This window comes from Lactobacillus sp. UMNPBX6 (genome assembly GCF_002553975.1).
GTDB classification, from domain to species: domain Bacteria; phylum Bacillota; class Bacilli; order Lactobacillales; family Lactobacillaceae; genus Lactobacillus; species Lactobacillus gallinarum.
Genome location: NZ_PCZD01000037.1, coordinates 1 through 18,317, shown reverse-complemented (window position 1 = coordinate 18,317; position 18,317 = coordinate 1). Strand labels below are relative to the sequence as shown.

The 18,317-nt window shown below is 37.1% G+C and carries 15 protein-coding genes and 1 pseudogene; 10 read left to right on the top strand and 6 right to left on the bottom strand.

What is annotated here, in order from left to right; genetic code table 11:
• Nucleotides 1–119: 119 nt before the first annotated feature.
• Genes CP357_RS06995 through trpX form a run of 3 tightly spaced genes read right to left on the bottom strand, consistent with a single transcriptional unit; the run spans nucleotide 120 to nucleotide 2,763 of the window.
• Entirely contained in the window at nucleotides 120–881 is a 762-nt protein-coding gene (locus CP357_RS06995; protein WP_025006123.1) for an ABC transporter ATP-binding protein, read from the bottom strand.
• Nucleotides 878–1,774, bottom strand: coding sequence for an ABC transporter permease (locus CP357_RS06990; RefSeq protein WP_087363555.1), 897 nt, complete (start codon nucleotides 1,772–1,774; stop codon nucleotides 878–880). The genes CP357_RS06995 and CP357_RS06990 overlap by 4 nt, the downstream gene beginning before the upstream one ends.
• Nucleotides 1,771–2,763 carry a tryptophan ABC transporter substrate-binding protein gene (trpX, locus tag CP357_RS06985; protein WP_098036909.1) on the bottom strand — a complete coding sequence of 331 codons (993 nt, stop codon included), beginning with the start codon at nucleotides 2,761–2,763 and terminating at the stop codon, nucleotides 1,771–1,773. Before trpX ends, CP357_RS06990 begins: the two co-directional genes overlap by 4 nt.
• Before the next feature lie 338 nt (nucleotides 2,764–3,101).
• Here trpX and CP357_RS06980 point away from each other — a divergent pair, with 338 nt between their 5' ends.
• Nucleotides 3,102–3,809, top strand: coding sequence for a YjjG family noncanonical pyrimidine nucleotidase (locus CP357_RS06980; RefSeq protein ID WP_025006120.1), 708 nt, complete (start codon nucleotides 3,102–3,104; stop codon nucleotides 3,807–3,809).
• On the opposite strand, the gene CP357_RS06975 is transcribed toward CP357_RS06980, so the two are convergent.
• Nucleotides 3,806–4,423 carry a CorA family divalent cation transporter gene (locus CP357_RS06975; RefSeq protein WP_098036907.1) on the bottom strand — a complete coding sequence of 206 codons (618 nt, stop codon included), beginning with the start codon at nucleotides 4,421–4,423 and terminating at the stop codon, nucleotides 3,806–3,808. The genes CP357_RS06980 and CP357_RS06975 overlap by 4 nt on opposite strands.
• 112 nt (nucleotides 4,424–4,535) lie before the next feature.
• Between CP357_RS06975 and CP357_RS06970 the strand changes: the two genes are divergently transcribed.
• From CP357_RS06970 to CP357_RS10680, 4 genes are all read left to right on the top strand, one after another.
• Nucleotides 4,536–5,393, top strand: a complete 858-nt coding sequence (locus CP357_RS06970) for an aldo/keto reductase (protein WP_098036906.1) — start codon at nucleotides 4,536–4,538, stop codon at nucleotides 5,391–5,393.
• Between the two features lie 210 nt (nucleotides 5,394–5,603).
• Complete coding sequence (locus CP357_RS06965; RefSeq protein WP_098036905.1) at nucleotides 5,604–7,526, top strand: translation factor GTPase family protein; 1,923 nt, start codon at nucleotides 5,604–5,606, stop codon at nucleotides 7,524–7,526.
• Nucleotides 7,527–7,651: 125 nt separating this feature from the next.
• Entirely contained in the window at nucleotides 7,652–8,473 is an 822-nt protein-coding gene (locus CP357_RS06960) for a Cof-type HAD-IIB family hydrolase (protein ID WP_087176801.1), read from the top strand.
• A complete protein-coding gene (locus CP357_RS10680; RefSeq protein WP_255404983.1) occupies nucleotides 8,467–8,598 on the top strand; it encodes a hypothetical protein in 132 nt (43 codons plus the stop codon). The genes CP357_RS06960 and CP357_RS10680 overlap by 7 nt, the downstream gene beginning before the upstream one ends.
• Before the next feature lie 58 nt (nucleotides 8,599–8,656).
• On the opposite strand, the gene CP357_RS06955 is transcribed toward CP357_RS10680, so the two are convergent.
• Nucleotides 8,657–9,670 (bottom strand): D-2-hydroxyacid dehydrogenase, encoded by a 1,014-nt coding sequence (locus CP357_RS06955; protein WP_025006113.1) that lies wholly within the window; start codon nucleotides 9,668–9,670, stop codon nucleotides 8,657–8,659.
• A 126-nt stretch (nucleotides 9,671–9,796) separates the two neighbouring features.
• Here CP357_RS06955 and CP357_RS06950 point away from each other — a divergent pair, with 126 nt between their 5' ends.
• The 4 genes and pseudogenes from CP357_RS06950 (at nucleotide 9,797) to CP357_RS06935 (ending at nucleotide 16,332) form a co-directional block, all read left to right on the top strand.
• Nucleotides 9,797–10,639, top strand: a complete 843-nt coding sequence (locus CP357_RS06950; protein WP_098036904.1) for a fructosamine kinase family protein — start codon at nucleotides 9,797–9,799, stop codon at nucleotides 10,637–10,639.
• A gap of 473 nt (nucleotides 10,640–11,112) precedes the next feature.
• Entirely contained in the window at nucleotides 11,113–11,940 is an 828-nt protein-coding gene (locus tag CP357_RS06945; RefSeq protein WP_098036903.1) for an exodeoxyribonuclease III, read from the top strand.
• Nucleotides 11,941–11,995: 55 nt separating this feature from the next.
• Nucleotides 11,996–13,434, top strand: a pseudogene (locus CP357_RS06940) (amino acid permease).
• Between the two features lie 66 nt (nucleotides 13,435–13,500).
• Nucleotides 13,501–16,332 (top strand): DUF3427 domain-containing protein, encoded by a 2,832-nt coding sequence (locus CP357_RS06935; RefSeq protein ID WP_098036902.1) that lies wholly within the window; start codon nucleotides 13,501–13,503, stop codon nucleotides 16,330–16,332.
• A 41-nt stretch (nucleotides 16,333–16,373) separates the two neighbouring features.
• Here the strand turns inward: CP357_RS06935 and CP357_RS06930 are convergent, their stop codons facing one another.
• A complete protein-coding gene (locus CP357_RS06930) occupies nucleotides 16,374–17,384 on the bottom strand; it encodes a serine hydrolase (protein WP_198995861.1) in 1,011 nt (336 codons plus the stop codon).
• A 288-nt stretch (nucleotides 17,385–17,672) separates the two neighbouring features.
• Here CP357_RS06930 and CP357_RS06925 point away from each other — a divergent pair, with 288 nt between their 5' ends.
• The gene (locus tag CP357_RS06925) at nucleotides 17,673–18,086 is read left to right on the top strand and encodes a peptide deformylase (protein ID WP_025006108.1); all 414 of its coding nucleotides are present in this window, start codon (nucleotides 17,673–17,675) and stop codon (nucleotides 18,084–18,086) included.
• Nucleotides 18,087–18,317 lie beyond the last annotated feature (231 nt).

Here is an 18,317-nt window from a genome sequence, read left to right as displayed (position 1 = left end):
GCAATATATTTCTTCATAGCCTAACTGTTGCACTTAATTTGACAATTCAGGAAAATAAAAAAACAAAAATTTTTGTTATAAAAAATCCAGGTGCTTATTAAAACATCTGGATTTAAGTCTTAATCGGTAAAATATTGCAAAATATCTTCTTCAGTTAAAGTCTTTTTGTCTTGTCCATTAACATCTAAAACAATTTTTCCACTATTTAGAATAATAGTGCGGTTGCCATATTTAATGGCATCCTTTAATTGGTGGGTAATCATGATGCAAGTTAAATGTTCTTTTTTAACAACCTTGTTGGTTAATTCTAGGAGTTGCCGACTGGTATTTGGATCTAGAGCAGCAGTATGTTCATCAAGTAAAAGGAGTTCAGGCTTTTTGATAGTCGCCATCAAGAAACTGAGAGTTTGTCTTTGACCACCAGATAAATTGCCGACAAAAGTATTTAACCGTTCATTTAATCCATTGGGTAGTTGAGCTGTCTCACGCTTAAATTCTTCTAAATGCCGGTCCAATCCACGTAAATGCAATCCGCGTTGTTGCCCGCGTTTAGTAGCCAGCAGTAAATTTTCGGCAACGGTCATTCTAGGTGCAGTTCCCATTTTTGGATCTTGGAAAACCTGTGCAATATATTTTGCCCGTTTTACCTCAGATAAATTAGTTAAATCGCGCTCTTTTAAAATAATTTTCCCGCTAGTGGGAAAAATAGAACCATTGATAATGTTAAGTAACGTAGACTTCCCGGCTCCGTTAGTTCCAAGTAGGGTGATAAAATCACCATCGTTTATTTTTAAATTGATATTTTTAAGAATATTTTTTTCTTCGCTAGTTCCAACGTTGACTGTGGTAGTGATATTTTGTAAATCTAAAATTGTACTCATGGCTTAGTCACACCTTTTTTCAATAATTTACGAGTATAAAATTTCTTTTCAAATAAAGGCAACATCATGCAGATGGCTAAAATAATTGCCGAAATCAACTTGAAGTCGTTGGTGCTGAAACCAAGTTGCAATACTAATAATAGAATCAAACGATAAATAATGCTGCCGATGACTACGGCAATTAGTCGTGCTGTTAAAGATAAATTGCCGTAAACCACTTCACCAATAATAATTGCAGCTAAGCCAATAACCATCGTTCCGATTCCCATATTAACATCGGCATAGCCGCCATTTTGTCCTAATAATCCGCCGGCTAAACCAATTAAACCGTTAGATAGCATTAGGCCGAGAATTTTCATGTTATCGGTATTTATGCCTAATGATTGAGCCATTTTTTCATTATCACCGGTAGCGATAAAGGCTTGTCCAAGATCGGTATTTAAGAAAAGTGCTAGCAATAAAATAATAAAAATGGCGAAAAGTAATCCAACTACAATAGTAGGAAAATTATCGGGCAATCTTTGTAAAAATTTTTCGTTCAGCAATGTAGCTTTATTAAGCAGGCCGACATTTGCTTTCCCTAAAATACGTAAGTTGACAGAATAAATTCCGGTCATAGTTAAAATCCCAGCTAATAAAACGGGAATTTTGCCTTTGGTGTAAAGCAGCCCAGTAATTAAGCCTGTGAGCATTCCACCTAAAAAAGAGAGGATAGTGGCGATAATTGGATTAACGCCATGAACTAGTGCGCTGATACAGATAGCTGCACCAAAAGGAAAAGTACCCTCGACGGTCATATCAGGGAAGTTCAGGATTCTAAATGTTAGGAAAAGTCCAAGAGCCAATATTCCCCATAAGAGCCCTTGACCAATAGTTGAAGTAATTAAACTCATTTGATAATTCTTCCTTTCTTTTGTGCGGCAGATAAAACAGAAGCTGGAATATGAATATTTAATTTCTCTGCAGTTTTAGCATTAATTACTGTTTCGTAATGAGTTACTCGTTTAACGGGTAAGGTTGCCGGATTTTTACCGTGCAAAACTTGTCCCGCCATTCTACCAGTTAAAATTCCCATGTCGTATTGACTAACACAGCGAGTTGCTAGTCCGCCTGATTTAACCATTGTATCTGCGGCAGGAAAGACCGGAATCTTCACTGCGTTTGTTGCTTTAAGTAGCGTGGCAATTCCTGAAGCTACGGTGTTATCAGTTGGCACATATACTGCCTGAACTTTTCCAGCTAAGGTTTGAGCGACTTGTTCGATATCATTGGTAGAAGTAATGGTATAAGGTGTAACATTTAGACCTCGTTTTTCTGCGAGCTGTTTAAATTCTCGATATTCTGAAGTAGAAGAATCATCGCTAGAAGTATAAACAACGCCGATTTTTTTTAGATCAGGCATAATAGTTTTCATTAATTTAAGTTGAGCCGCAATTGGTTGTCTGTCTTGAACCCCAGTGATTTTGCCACCAGGACGAGCTAAACTTTTGACTAGATGTGCACCAAGAGGATCGCTAACAGCTCCCATGATTACCGGTGTATCTCTCGGAGTATTGGCTAAAGACTGAACTGCTGGCGTAGCGATTCCGATAGTTAATGCGGCATGTTCCCCGATAAAGCGATCACCCATTGATTTTAGATTGCTTTGGTCGCCTTGGGCATTTTGAAAATCAATTTTAATATTTTTACCTTCAAAATACCCTTCTTCTTTGAGCCCTTGAATAATTCCCCGATGAATTTGATCTAAAGCAGGGTGACTCATAGTTTGTAAAATTCCTACAGTTGGTTGTTTTTGTTCTGCTTTTTCTTGGTTTGTTTCAGAAATGAAAGCCACAATCAAAAAAGCAAAAAGAGCAATAAGCGTTCCAATTAATCTTTTCATTTTTAAACCTCAAACAAAAAAGCATTTCCTCTTGACGGGAAATGCTTAAAACAAACCCCGCACGTTTATTTTCCGTGCGGGTAATTTTCATGAAGATTTACCAGCACAGACGCGATCGTATGAGCCGCATCTGTACCTTAAGCGTGCAGAAACAACTCTAGTGCTGGAATTGCCAACGATTGAGTACTACATTCTTAAACATGATAAATCTTCCTTTCGTCTAAAATACTTGTTGCTCAAATTTTAAAGAAAGGTGAGAAAGATGTCAATTATTTTTTTCTTAATGATAGCTGGTATAATTAATACCCAGCTATAAAAAATAGAAGGGAATGACTTCATTGCGCTATCAACAAATTATTTTCGATGTAGATGATACGATCATCGACTTTGCTGCCACGGAAGATTTTGCTTTACACAGCCTTTTCAACGTTCATCACTGGCAATTAACGCCAGAACTTCAACGCCAATATCATGCCTATAATCAAGGATTATGGCGCGAGCTTGAACAAGGTGAAATAACCTATGAAGAACTAAGTGAGATGACTTTTCACGATTTTATTAAGGAGCATTTCGGTTTAGAAATTGATGGTCAAAAGATGATGAATGAATATCGTTCCTACTTTGGTGAAGCCCACCAATTGCTTCCCGGAGTAGAAGATACTCTTAAGTTTGCTAAAAAACAGGGCTATAAATTAACCGTTTTAAGTAATGGCGAAAAGTTTATGCAAAATCATCGCTTAGAATTAGCGGGCGTGAAGAAATATTTTGATTTAATTGTTACTTCGGAAGAAGCTCATTATTCTAAACCTAATGTCCATGCCTTTGACTATTTCTTTAGCCGCACGGAAATTGGTCCTAATGATACGGTCTTTTTTGGCGATGGTTTACAATCAGATATTTTAGGAGCTGAAAGATATGGCTTTGACAGTATCTGGTACAATCACCGTCATCGTAAAAACACCTTGAATTTACATCCCAAGTTTGAAGTGGAAAATTATCCTGAATTTGTTAAATTAATGCAAAATGATTTTGAGAAGAAGTACTAATCGTTGTACTTCTTTTTCTTTAGAATAATTGCCCAAATAATTGTCAAAATAGCCGCAATTGTGATGATAATCCAGAAGCCGTTCTTATTGGTTCTGCCAGGTAAGCCACCAATATTCATGCCCCAGATACCGCTGATTAAAGCAACGGAATTCAGATATTTCACTAAGTGATTCAAATGGCTGTCCATCATGGCGGTGAATAAGCCACTGATTGAATTCAATAGATCCGTATAAACATGGATCATCTTAGTCAGTTGCGCTTGTTTAGTCATTAAACTGGCAATGTCGGCAGAGGAAGCAAGTTGATTCTTTTTTAGATATTCACCAAAAGAGCGTAAGCTTTCTGTTTGATCATCTAATGTGTGTTTGAGGTAGACTAGTTCTCTAGTTAAGTCAGTAACTTTTTTAAGTTCTTTAGTTTTAATTGTTTCACGTGCAACGGAATCTAAGTAATCTATTTTTCTTTTGACAGCATTTAGTTTTTGGTTGATATGATCAAGCTGACTAAATAAATTAGCAAAAATAGCAGAATCTAAATCCCATTGGCTGGTTAATTGTTTAATATCGAAAGCAGTTAAGTTGCTTTTCAAAATTAAGAAAGATTTTTCAGGCATATTATTCACCTCACATTGATTATTTAGTTTAAGATTATCATGTGAGTAGTTATAGACAGATAAGATTAGCTTGAAAGCAAACTTTTTTAGAAAAAATTAAGGAAAAACATATATGGAATTACATTCAATTACAGATACTTATACTTTGAACAATGGCGTTAAGATTCCCGTAATCGGCTTCGGTACTTGGCAAACTCCAAGTGGTGAAGTAGCCAAGGAATCAGTTTTAGCCGCATTGAACGCTGGCTACCGTCATATTGATACCGCTGCAGCTTATGGCAATGAAGAAAGTGTTGGCGAAGCAATTAAGAAGAGCGGCGTTAATCGTCATGATTTATTTGTTACTACTAAGTTGTGGAACGCGGATCACGGCTATGACAAGACAAAGAAAGCAATCGACACTAGTTTAGAAAAGCTTGGTCTGGATTACTTAGATATGTATTTAATTCATTGGCCAAATCCTGCTAACATGCGTGATCATTGGGCAGAGTTAAATGCCGAAAGCTGGCAAGCGATGGAAGAAGCTGTCCAAGCTGGTAAGATTCGTGCAATTGGTGTGTCTAACTTTAGAAAGCATCACTTGGATGAATTGATGAAGACAGCAGAAATTAAGCCAGTTGTTAACCAGAACTACTTGAACCCAAGCGATTTGCAACCGGAAGTTACTGCAGCAAGCAAGGAATACAATATGCTTAATGAAGCTTACAGTCCATTAGGTACAGGTGGTTTGCTTGGTAATGAAACAGTAGGTAAAGTTGCTGAACATTATGGTAAGTCTCCAGCCCAAGTGTTAATTCGTTGGTCACTGCAACATGGATTTTTGCCATTGCCTAAGTCAGTTCACCCTAAATATATTGCAGCTAATGCAGATGTATTTGATTTTGAAATTAGTCCAGAAGACATGGCCAAGTTAGATGATTTGCGTGGAGCAAGCAAGTTGGCTAACGATCCTGATCAAGTTGATTTTTAATGAAATTAATTAAAAAAGCCGCCCAGAGGACGACCAGTTTTGCTACTTAAAGTAGTTCTTTAGAAGATCTAAAAGAAACTTAAGCAGTTTTTTCACGTACTTTGGAGGTACGATGAAAATAAAGATTATAAATTGACGTGTATACAGCTGGTTACTGTACGTCGACGTGTGGCTCTGCTATTGCAGGGCTTTTTTGTTTAAGGTGAAAAAATGAAGAAAATTACAATGGGAATATTAGCTCACGTTGACGCGGGTAAAACTACGTTATCAGAGGCTCTGCTTTATACAGCAGGAAACTTGCGCAATTTGGGCCGAGTAGATAATGGAGATGCGTTTTTAGATACTAATTCGCTTGAGAAAAAGCGCGGCATTACGATTTTTTTACATGCTGCTAAACTGACGACTAAAGATTTAGATGTTACTTTATTGGATACCCCAGGGCACGTTGACTTTGCGGCGCAGACTGAGGAGACGCTTGGCGTACTAGATTATTCCATCTTAGTGGTCTCAGCTACAGATGGTGTAGTTAGTTACACTAAGGCGTTATGGCGACTGCTCCAGCGTTATAACGTGCCTACCTTTATTTTTGTTAATAAAACTGATATTGCGGGTATTGATCTCAAGCAGGTTTTAGCTGATATTCAAGAGAATCTTGATCAGGGATGCATTGATTTTAATAAGATCGATGATGATTTTTATGAAAATATCGCTGCAGTTGATGACGACTTGCTGGAAAAATATTTAGATGGACAGGCAATTGAAGTGGCTGATATTCAGAAATTGGTTTTACAAAGACAGGTATTCCCTGTGTTCTTTGGTTCAGCATTAAAGCTTACTGGCATTCCTGAATTTTTAGCTGGCTTAGATCAATGGACGAAAGAAAAGGCATTTGGTTCAGACTTTAAGGCAAGATGTTTCAAGATTTCCCATGATCAAAAAGGTGAGCGTCTATCATGGTTGCGGGTTTTAGGTGGCAGCTTAAAAGCTAAAAGCATGCTGGGTGATGAGAAAATCAACCAATTACGCAACTATAACGGCGCCAAGTTCAATGTGGTGCCTGAAGCAACGGCCGGGGATGTTGTAGCAGCTACTGGTCTAAAAGATACTTATCCCGGTGAAGGAATTGGCACGGCAGATACGCACGCGTTCTTTAAGCCTGTTTTGACATATCGGGTAAATCCTGGTGAGCATGACATTCCTGAATGTTTAAAGGCGTTGAAAGTTTTAGAAGATGAAAATCCGCAATTACATGTAACTTGGTCAGAACATTTACAAGAGATCCATGTCCAAGTAATGGGAGAAATCCAGTTAGAAATATTAGAGCAGCTTTTGCAGGAGCGATTTAGTTTAGCAATCAGCTTTGAACAAGGCAATATTTTATATAAAGAAACAATTACTAAACCGATCGAAGCTGTCGGACACTTTGAACCATTGCGCCATTACGCGGAAGTTCACCTACTCCTTGAACCGGGTTCCGAAAACAGTGGCATTATTTTTGAAAATAAGTGTGATTTGGAAGTTCTAACTAAAAATTGGCAGCACCAAATCATGACCGCATTAAAGTCTAAGGAACATTTGGGTGTTTTAACCGGCTCGCCAATTACAGATATGAAAATTACCTTGATCGGTGGGAAGGGCAGTCTAGTACACTCAATCGGTGGTGACTTTAGAGAGGCGACGTATCGCGCCATTCGTCAGGGTTTGATGGAGTTGAAAGTTAGAAATGAGCTGCAGCTGCTTGAGCCTTGGTATGATTTTCATTTAGAGGTTGAGCAGGATCAAGTGGGCCGTGCTTTGAATGATATTCAGCGGATGCATGGTAAGTTCGATACGCCTGAAAATAATGGAAATCGAACGATTATTAATGGATCTGCACCAGTTAGTGAGATGCGAGATTATGCGACTGAAGTGCGTAGCTATACTCATGGTCAGGGAATATTTGAATGCGTAGTCAAAGGATATTTGCCATGTCATAATGCGGATGAAATAATTGCAGCGAAAGATTATGATCCTATGTCTGATTTAGAAAATACACCAAACTCTGTATTTTGTTCTCATGGAGCAGGGCATACAGTAACCTGGGATCAAGTGCCGCAGACCGCACAGTATCCTTATAGTTACCCATTAGATTAGAGAAAAATTCTTGCGTAAACTGAAATATATGATTACCTGTGAAAGAAATTTCATTTTGCCCTGTAAATAATGAAAGACAACCGCTTACATAGTAAGATAAAACTATGATAGAAAGGTTGATATTAATGACTACAATTCCTTTTAAAGCCGTAGCAGTTGATATGGACGGAACATTTTTAACAGAAAAAAAGACTTTTGATCACGAACTATTTGGCAAAATCCTAAAAAAATTACAAGCAAACAACATTCCATTTATTTCAGCAACGGGTAATCAATTAATTCGTTCACATGAATATTTTGAAGAATTTACTACTGGGATCGATTATGTTTCTGAAAATGGTGCGATCTTAGAGGCAGATGGCAAAGTATTTAAGAGAACGGCAATTGATTATGATATTGCGCAAAAATTATTGAAATTCATTCAGACTGAGTATCCTGAAGCCATCATTATGGTTAGTGCACAACACCACTGCTATATTTTGAAGAGCATGGATCAAGCAGATAAAGATGATATTCGCATTTATTATCGTAAGGTAATGGAGATAGATCAATTTACAGATATCGATCCAAGTGACGCTATTCTAAAGGTTTGTTTGACTGATGATGATGAACTAGCTACTGTGATTCAGAATCGCTTTAATGAAAAATATGGTGATTATATTCGTGGTACTAGCAGTGGCAATATGACGATTGACTTAGTGCACAAGGGCATTAACAAGGCTAAGGGCGTTGCAGATATGCTTAAGCACTATGGTATTGTTCAAAAAGATTTGATTGCGTTTGGCGATGGTGAAAACGATATTGGGATGCTGGAAGCATGCGGTTATAGTTACGCAATGAAGAATGCCAATGAAAAGACTAAGGCGGTAGCGAAATATGAAGCACCATCGAATGATGATAATGGTGTGCTGAAGGTTTTAGCTAAGTATTTGGAGATTGAATGTTAGAAGATAATGTACGTTTTTGGCAATTACTAGATCATTTGATTAATGATTCAAAAATAGTAATTGATGGCCCGAAGGGAAGTAGGCATCCACGCTTTCATGAAACTGTTTATCGTCAAAATCATTAAAAAGCATAGAAAAAAGCTTGAGCAAAACGCTCAAGCTTTTTTGGTCTTAATTATCTAATTAAAACTTGTTCTTGTCCAAAGCAACTGGAGAATCTGGCTTTTCGCCGTTGATTAACTTCAAGTTGTTGTCAAATGCTTTAACAACCATGTTACGTACAGCGTGAGTGGTGTAGAAGGCGGTGTGTGGAGTTACCAATACGTTTGGACGATCAATTAAGTCTGCCAAGCGCTTGTCTGGGAATTCTTTACCTTCCCAATCCTTGTTAAATACACCAACTTCGCCTTCGTAAGTATCCATAACGAAGCCGAAGATCTTGCCTGAGTCCAAACCACGAATTACAGCATCAGTGTCAACAAGTGGACCACGTGAGCAGTTTACAATTACAACGCCGTCTTTCATTTCTGCGATTGACTTGTCGTTGATCATGTGAACGTTAGCTGGTACATCTGGTACGTGAAGTGAAATTACATCAGCTTGCTTGTACAAATCGTCAAGTGAGTCAACGTAGTAACCCTTCTTTTCAAGTTCTGGGTTCTTGAAGATATCGTAAGCAATAACCTTTGCGCCGAAACCTTCCATAATTCTCATAAATACTTGACCAATGTGACCAGTACCAACAACACCGACAACTTGGTCACGAACTTCACGGCCGATAGTTGGTGCCCAACGCAAATCACGTTTAGCCATCTTTTCGTCCATGCGCTTGTCTTGACGTAATACACGTGCAGCTTGAATAGCAGCATGTTCAGCAATAGCGTCTGGTGAGTAAACTGGAACATTAGTAATTTCAAAGCCAAGTTCTTTAGCCTTGTCCATGTCAATGTTGTCGACACCAACGTTACGTAATGACATCTTAGTTACGCCAGCATCTGCCAATGCTTGAAGAGTATCTGCAGTGTAGTCTAATTGTTGGTAAACAACAACACCATCTGCACCCTTAGCAAGCTTTGCAGTTTCAGGAGTCAAAAGCTTATCAGTGTAATCAACATCGATATCCTTGTGAGCTTCCTTCCATTCGTTCAAGAATGGTTCTTCGTCTTTACGAATAGCGTAAGCAAAAATCTTTGTCATAAATTCAACCTCCGTAAAATTTATTAGTATAACCATTCCTCATTATACACTTCACTTTGCTCAACAAAACACAAAAGATCTAATTTTTTTGAGAAAAATCTATAATGAAAGAAGAGGTAAATAATCATGAAGTTAAATCAAAAATGGCTTAGTCAATTGCCAATAGAGAAAATTATTTCGTGTGAATCTGTGCATGGCGGCGACATGAATGAAGCTTTTAGAATTAAAACTGCTAGTAGAACTTATTTCATGAAGGTGCAGCCGAAGAAGCCTGCTTCCTTTTTTGATCATGAAAAAAGAGGACTAAATGAAATGGCTAAAGCTGGGATAAACACTTTACAAGTTTTAGCTAGTGGTCAAATTGAAGGGGATGCATATTTACTTTTAAACTGGCTGGACAGGACCAGCGGCAATCAAGCTGATCTCGGAAAAATGGTTGCAAAAATGCATCAGTATCATCATGAGCAATTTGGTTTTGGCGATACTTATCGAACTCGAATTTTGAAAAAAGACAATCATTGGAATTCCAGTTGGATAGATTTTTACGTTAATCAACGCTTGATGCCCGAAGTTGAATATGCCAAAAAAGTGGGTCGCTGGAATGATTATCGTGAAAAACATTTTCAAAAAATGGTAGCTGCTTTTAAAGATTATTATGCAAAAAATGAAGTTCAGCCCAGCTTGTGTCATGGCGACTTGTGGTGGGGCAACGTGATGTTTGCAAAAGAAAAGCCCTATCTAATTGATCCAGATGCCGTGTATGCAGATCGTGAATTTGATTTAGCGATGACGACAGTTTTCGGCGGCTTCAATGATGAATTTTATGCAGCATACAATGAAATTTATCCTTTAAAACCAGACCTAGAACGGCGTCTTAACTGGTATCGCTTCTATTATCTTTGCATGCATTTAGATTTATTTGGTGAAGAATATGGAGGAGAAGTTGATTATATTTTGAGCAATTTCTAAAGAATTTATTAAGAGAAAAAATAAATAGTGACGCTATGTCAGCCTGCTGATATTATATACTCATAACAAAAATACAACGCAACAAATATAGAGATAAGTTGCAAGAAGGTAACAAATCTTCTAATTCCTTATTAATACATCCTATTGGACATATATTGATTCATACATTGGGTATTGCTTTTACTGGTTGTCCCCTGTGCAACCATAAAAGTGAAGATTGATAAAAAGTCCATCCCCTTTTTGCGAAAGTGAGGAATCAGGCTCCCCTGCAGTATCTCTAGCGTTGAACGTTTTGTTAATCTTGATAAATCATTTTCGCAACATTAGTGATGAGTAGGCTAATGTAAAAAATCTCGTTATTCTCATTCAACACAACTCCCTTAAAAGGATTAGTTTAGAAAAGTCATCTAAGCTAATCCTTTTTCTTTTTTTGGCTATAATTAGTTTTGAAATATTTTTAAAGGGGAAAAATAATGATTTTAATTTCATGGAATATTGATTCATTGAATGCGGCATTAACTGGAATTTCAGCTAGAGCAGAAGAGACGCGTGAAGTTTTAGATAAGATTCATGCTTTAAATCCAGATATTATTGCAATTCAAGAAACTAAACTGCGCGCAACTGGCCCAACTAAAAAGCACCAAGCTGCATTAGCAGAAAAGTTTCCAGAATACGATTATGTTTGGCGTTCATCTGAAGAGCCCGCTCGAAAAGGCTATGCAGGAACAATGTATTTGTACAAAAAGGGATTAACTCCAGCAGTTTCTAAGCCAGCAATTGGTGCACCTGAACCAATGGATGAAGAAGGACGAATAATCACTTTAGAATTTGATAAATATTTTGTTACTCAAGTTTATACGCCAAATTCAGGTAATGGCTTAAAACGTTTAGCTGATCGTCAAATCTGGGATCAAAAATATATTGAATATTTGAAAAAATTAAATGAAGAAAAGCCGGTTTTAGCAAGTGGGGACTATAACTGTGCTCACACCGAAATTGACTTGAAGCATCCCGAAAATAATCATCATTCTGCCGGCTTTACTGATGAAGAAAGAGCAGATTTTACTAATTTACTCGATGCTGGTTTTACCGATACATTTAGAAAAGTTAATGGCAACGTTGAAGGAGTTTATTCTTGGTGGGCTCAAAGAGTTAGAACGGCCAAAGCTAATAACTCAGGCTGGAGAATTGATTACTGGTTAGTAAGCAACCGAATTGCGGATAAAGTAGTTCGCTCAGAGATGATTGATACGGACAAACGTGCGGACCACTGTCCAATTTTGCTAGAAATAAATCTTTAAATTACCGAAAATACTAGTATAATGAATTTTAAATTAAAATAAGGGTTGAATTTTTTTGAATAACGAGAAAGAAGATTGGGCTTTAGAGCAAGATCTAAAGTACAATCGTCTAACAGCTTTTAAGCTGTTTGCAATGACTAGTTCGATGGTTATTTCCGTGGACGAACTAGCCCCATTTGGTAAAACTGGTGCTACGGCATTATTTTATCTATTGATTGCTGGAATTGCATGGTTTATTCCAATTACTCAAATGGCCGGTGAAATGGCTTCAATTGATGGTTGGGAAAAAGGCGGCATCTTTACCTGGGTTAAGGCTCTTTAGGAGACAAAATGGGTTGGACCGCAATGTTTTACCAATGGATTCACATTACTGTGGGGATGGACACGATGATGTACGTGATTATTGGTGCATTGTCGATTGCTTTTGGAACTCCTTGGTTTAACACCACGCCAATTGTGCGTTTTATCTTAATGATGATCATTTTATGGGGTGCAACCGCAATTCAAGTTATTGGGATTAGAAAAATCGGACGAATTGCGGAATGGCTATTCATTTTAGGAATTGCGCTTCCGGTAATTTTATTGATTATTTCATTCTTTGTATACTTGGCACAAGGTCATCCAGTTCATATGGTGATTAATTGGCATACGATAGTTCCACATCATTTAAATGGCACTACATTAGTAGCTTTTGTACCATTTATGCTTGCCTTCTGTGGGGGAGAAGCTTCTGCACCACACGTTAAGAACTTAGATCATCCAAAATCTTATTCAAAAGTAATGTTGGCTCTGGCTGCAACTGCAATTTGCTTTGACCTTTTGGGAAGTATGGCAATTGGAATGACTGTTCCTAAAAGTGAAATCCAAAACAGCACAGGTTTCGTTTATACCTATGGCAAACTGTTGACTTCTATCGGATTGCCAGGAGATTTATTGCAAAAGATTGTTGGCGTAATGCTAGCTTGTGGTATTATCGGCGAGCTTGGTAACTGGATCTCTGGTCCTAACCAGGGAATGTACGAAGCTGCTAAAGAAGGCTACATGCCTAAGTTTTTCGCTAAAACAACTAAGCATGGCGTTCCAATTAGAATTATGATTTTGCAATCAGCAATCGTTACTATTTCAGCATTGCTGATTACCTTTACCAGTGGTACCGATGCTGACTTTGCGTTTAATGTTTCATTAGCCGCAACAACAGCACAATATTTGATGGTATATATGATCATGTTAATAGCCTACATGGTTTTGAAGAAAAAACATGAAGATTATCACCGCATGTACTACATGAGCAAGAATCCAAAATTGAGTATTGCAATTGCAATTTTGGCTTTGATTATCACAGTTGTCGCATTCTTTGTTACTTTTGTACCTGCTCAAGGAACTGCAGCAGGATTACGTGGAATCTATGTCTGGACATTAATTGGCATGTGCGCGATCGTTTCAATTTTGCCGTTAGTTCTTTATCACTGGCATGAAAAATGGCAAAAACAATAAATGAAAAGCATTCGTTTTAAAAAACGGATGCTTTTTTAGTAGAATTAGACCAAATGAGGTGAAAAAATGTCGAATGTGATGCGGGATGCAATCTTAAATGGTTTTTATGATGAAAAGATTTTAGGGAATAATTTTTTTAGTCCCAAACTTTTAGCGAATGAGCAAGATGAAAAAATATGGCTAACTTTGCGAGAGGAATTATATCACTGTCAAAGTTTTACTTGGACTGTAGCCTTTATTACGCAGGATATGCTCGTACCATTAAAAGTCGTTTTAGCTGATTTAGCAGCTAAAGGCGTGGGCGGAACAATAATTACTAGCAATTATTTAAATTTCAATAACCCACGCGTATTTGAAGAGTTGGCAAAAATTCCTAACTTAAAAGTGAAAATTGCGGATGAGGCGGGTTTTCATGTTAAGGGCTATTTATTTGAACACGAAGATTATCAAACACTTGTAATTGGTAGTGCTAATTTTACCCGTTCAGCCATGCTTAGCAATTATGAATGGGCATTAAAAGCTAGCTCGCGCAATCAAGCCGATTTAACTAAACAATTAGCGCAGAAAATTTCTAGATTGGAAGATAATAGTTTTGATCTTAACGCTCAATGGCTAGCTGATTATAAGAATAACTGGCAGCCCGCACCGGTTGCGCATCTAACCAAATCAAAAACAAAAATTGTCCCTAATAAGATGCAGCAAGCAGCGCTCAGAAATTTACAGGGCCTAGTAGATAATGGCGAAAAAAGAGGCCTCGTTGTTTCGGCGACAGGTACAGGGAAAACGTATTTAGGTGCTTTTGCGGTTAAGGATTTTAAACCGAAAAGATTTTTATATGTTGTGCACCGCGAGCAAATCGCTAAAAAGTCGCTTGCAAGTTTTTATCATGTAATTGGTGGAAAAAAGCAGGATTATGGCTTGCTCAGTGGAAATAAGCATGATAAGAATAAAAAATATTTATTTGCGACGATTCAAACTTTATCTCAACCGGATATGCTAAAAAGCTTTGATCCAAATGAATTCGATTATATTTTAATCGACGAAGCGCATAGAGCAGCTGCACCAAGCTATCAAAAGATTTTGCAGTATTTTAAGCCGCAATTTTTATTAGGTATGACGGCTACGCCTGAACGAACCGATGAACAAAATGTGTATCAAATTTTCGATTATAATTTGGCCTACGATATTCGGTTGCGGGATGCATTAGAAGATAAGATGCTGACGCCATTTCATTATGTCGGTGTACAAGATTATGAGTTAAACGGCCAATCAATTGATGAAACAACTGATTTACGCTATTTAGTATCAGAAGATCGCGTAAATTATGTTTTGAAAGAAATTGATTATTATGGCTATTGCGGCGATCAAGCCAAGGGACTCGTTTTTTGCAGTAGAAAAGAGGAAGCACGCGAATTAGCTGACCTTTTCTCAGAGAAAGACCATCCTGCTGTCGCTTTAACCAATGAAGACAGCGAAAGTACCCGTAATAAAATTGTGCAAAAATTAGTTGCTGGTGAAATTGAATATATCGTGGCAGTAGATTTATTTAACGAGGGGATTGATATTCCTGCTTTGAACCAAATCATTATGCTGCGCAATACTGAATCAAGTATTGTTTTTATCCAGCAATTAGGTCGAGGATTAAGAAAATATCCTGGTAAAGAATTCGTGACAGTTCTGGATTTTATCGGTAATTATAAGAATAATTACATGATTCCAATTGCCCTTAATCACGATACAAGTCGCGATAAGGATCAAGCCAAAAGAGAGGCGCGGTTACCTCACTTTATTGATGTTTCTACGATTAACTTTAGTAAAGTTGCATCTGAAAAGATTTTAGCTTCACTAGATCAAATAAAGTTAGACAATATGCGGGAATTGCGGCAGAGTTATCAAAGCTTGAAAAATAAATTGGGTCGCATTCCTTTATTGCATGATTTTGCTCAATATGGTTCAGTTTCGCCAATGGTTTTTGCTAATAATCGCGGACTTGATAATTACGCCGCATTTTTAATTAAAATGGGTGAAGCAGTAAAGCTAAATAATTATGAAAATGCAGTTCTAAGTTTTTTAACTAAAGAGCTTTTGAATGGCAAGCGCGCTCATGAACTAATTTTGTTGCAGATGCTATTGAAGCAGAAACAGGTCAACCAGGAAGACTTTGTCTCAGAATTACGCAAAAAGGAAATCTATGTAAATAAAGCAGTTTTGAATTCGATAGACGATATATTATCGCTTGATTTTTTTGATGTTAAGCAAGGTAAAACTACTAAGAAGGCACAATATGGTGATCAACCCGTGGTAGTTCATAGCAGTTTGTTTGATTATGAATTAAATCAGGAATTATTAAATGCTTTAACTCAAAATAAATGGTTCAAGGATCTGTTTAAAGATGCAATTGAAACAGGTTTGCTATTAAGTACTAATTATGACCAGCAAAAGCAATTTACTTTATACCAACAATATGATCGAAAAGATGCTTGCAGATTGTTGAATTGGCCTCGGGATGTTTCTGCACCGATGTATGGTTATCGTGTAGGTGATCATGATACGCCGATTTTTATTACTTATCGAAAAGATGATCAAGAAAAGCGGAATGCTTTATATCACAATACTTTAGAAAATGGACGTAGCTTACGTTGGTATACAAGAGTGCCACGACATTTGGATTCAGAAGAAGTGCAGCGATTGTTGAAGACACCAGACATGCATATCCATGTTTTTGTTAAAAGAAGCGATGCCGATGGCAAGCAGTTCTTCTATTTAGGTGAGGCACAAATTCAATCTGATTCGGTTAAGGAAGAATTATTAGGATCAAAAAAGAAGCCTGCCGTAGGGATGAATTTATTGTTGAAGCGGCCGTTAAAAACGAGTATGTCAGAACTTTTATTTGAATAATAAAAAAGACTTTTCCAAATTTTAGGAAAAGTCTTTTTGTTTTATCCTGCGATAAATGTATATGGTTTAATATGATTCAAAATTTGATATCCGACTTGTTTTTGAGCATTTTCGTCACCCGCAGTTTGATTTAGGAACATAATTAAACCATTGCGATTATCAGTCGTCATTTGGAACCAAATACCAAAGTGGGTACCACCAAGATTTCCGTATGCCGATTTTATGGTGTCGTTGTTATCAAGATAAATACCACCGGAATAGTTATTAACCCTGCTTCTTAAGTGAGTAAGGTAATAGAAGTCTGATTTATTTAAAATTGCACCATTGGATAGGCCAACTTGAATTTTGTAATAATCCATTGCGGTAGTAAACATGTTGGCCGCACCTACAAGTTGGGAAGCCTGTGTTTTAGTTATATATTCAGGATCTTGATAATTTTTGACATTCCAAATGTATGAGATGGGATCAGTTTTCCAGCTAGGAATATTTTGGTAAAGATAGGTATTTGCTAATCCTAATTTGTTAACAATACGATTATTAAAATTAGTTTCATATGATTGACCACTAACCTTTTTGATAATACCCGCTAATAGGATGTAATTTGTATTGTTGTAGAAATAAGTGCCAGGAGTACCTGAATCAGTGGAATTAGCATTATCAATTGCCCATTTAACTGCATCATCTTCTGAATAGTCGGTCCCGCGATCAGCTTCCGTATTTACAGCGTTAATTCCGGAAGTGTGGGTCATTAGTTGACCTAGTGTAATATTGTCGGCGTTTTTTAGCTCAGGATACCAACGTGAGATCTTAGTGTTTTGATTAAAACGTTCACTTGTATGCCATTTTTCGTTCATTAATTGAACAACCATGGCAGCAGTCACTACTTTTTGTAAAGAAGCAGTCGGATAGACTACGCTATCATTACCGTTGCCTATTCTTTTGCCATACCAAGCCCAACCATAGCTGATTTGTTGAGGTTTACCATTTTTTATAATAACTGTGCTTCCTCGACTGTTGCTTTGAGCTAGAGTGTTTCGTACGTAGCTACGCATTGCACTTCTAGAATAGCTGCTCGCTTGCACCTTATCTGTGTTTGAAGAAATAATTGTTGGTGTAGCAGTAGAAAATAGAGCGGCAACTGCTAATCCGGTGAGTATTTGTTTAAAAATTTTGAAGGCCCCCTTTAAAGTGTCTAACTTACATTTTAGCGCGATCTTTGCCCTATACAAGTTCAAAATAATTAAGAAAACATTTCAATCATATTATGCTTCAGTTTATTTTGGTTAAATGGCAATAATTTGTTAATATTCTATATTGAATAAATTTGGAAAGGAAAAGTTATGGCAGTAAAAAAGATCATTCATGATCAAGTATTTTTAAGTCAAAAATCGACATTAGCAAGCAAAGAAGATCTGAATACGGCACTGGATTTGCGTGATACGCTTTTAGCAAATAGAAGCAAAGCAGCTGGCTTAGCCGCAAATATGATTGGCAAACCTAAAAGAATTATTGCTTTCTATATTGGAAGTTTACCTTTCGTGATGATTAATCCTAAAATTATTAAGAAGAATGGTAAGTATACGACTGAAGAGGGATGCTTATCTTTAAGCGGTCAACGTCAGGCAATTCGCTATAAGAATATAACCGTTACTTATCAGAATCTTAATCTTGAAGAAGTAACGCAAGATTTTTCGGAATTTATTGCAGAAACTATTCAACATGAGATAGATCATTGCAATGGAATTTTAATTTGAAAAAGTTGAAAAAATAACTTGCCAAAAAAGAGAAAGTAGGGTAAATTAATAAAGTCGTCTTGAGAGATGACGAAGAGCTCGAGAGCTTTAAAAAAGTTTTTGAAAAAAAGACTTGCAAAGTTAAAGCAAAACGAGTAATATATTTAAATGTCGTCAGGCGAGAGCCAAGGCGGCAGAAAACAAATCAAAAAAGTTCTTGACAAAGGATTTGAGATTTGATAAAATATAAAA